Annotated in this window: 1 protein-coding gene and 1 pseudogene; one reads left to right on the top strand and one right to left on the bottom strand. The window is 74.0% G+C overall.

Annotated elements, in window-relative coordinates; genetic code table 11:
* Positions 1–151, top strand: a pseudogene (locus G3I78_RS47945) (acyl-CoA thioesterase domain-containing protein); the annotation flags it as partial.
* A 33-nt stretch (positions 152–184) separates the two neighbouring features.
* On the opposite strand, the gene G3I78_RS47940 reads toward G3I78_RS47945, so the two are convergent.
* A partial coding sequence (locus tag G3I78_RS47940; protein ID WP_164436907.1) for a DUF4253 domain-containing protein occupies positions 185–480 on the bottom strand: 296 nt, incomplete at its 5' end.

Raw genomic sequence — 480 nt, 5'->3', positions numbered from 1 at the left:
CTTCCGCGCCGACGAATGGCTGCTGTACGACCAGGAGTCCCCCTCGGCCGCGGCCGGGCGCGGGCTCGGGCAGGCCCGGATCTGGACCCAGGACGGGCGCCTCGCCGTGACCGTCATCCAGGAGGGCGTCGTACGCGTCCCCCGCGCGTAACGCCCGCTCCCCCGGTCCCACCAGAACGCCCAGTCAGTCCCACCAGAACGCCCAGTGCTCCGAGCCGGCCACGGCTTCTTCGGCGTACGCGCGGACGCTGCCCGAGCCCTGCCACACGTTGTCGGGGCAGACGGCGAAGTGCTCGACGGCGAGAGCGCGGGCGTGCTCCAGGTCTCGGGGCGGTCGCGCGACGGACACGAGCAACGTGTCCGTCCCGACGCCGACGACCCGGGCACCGAAGCGCTCGGCCCACGAGCGCAGGACCGCCGAGACCAGCTCCGTGTCGTTCGTGTGGTTGCAGGGCCCGTCCCAGGGGCCAGGGTCAGGGC

This window comes from Streptomyces sp. SID13726, assembly GCF_010548375.1.
Classification (GTDB): domain Bacteria; phylum Actinomycetota; class Actinomycetes; order Streptomycetales; family Streptomycetaceae; genus Streptomyces.
The sequence above is the reverse complement of the archived record's forward strand: the minus strand, read 5'-3'. Positions and strand labels throughout refer to the sequence as shown.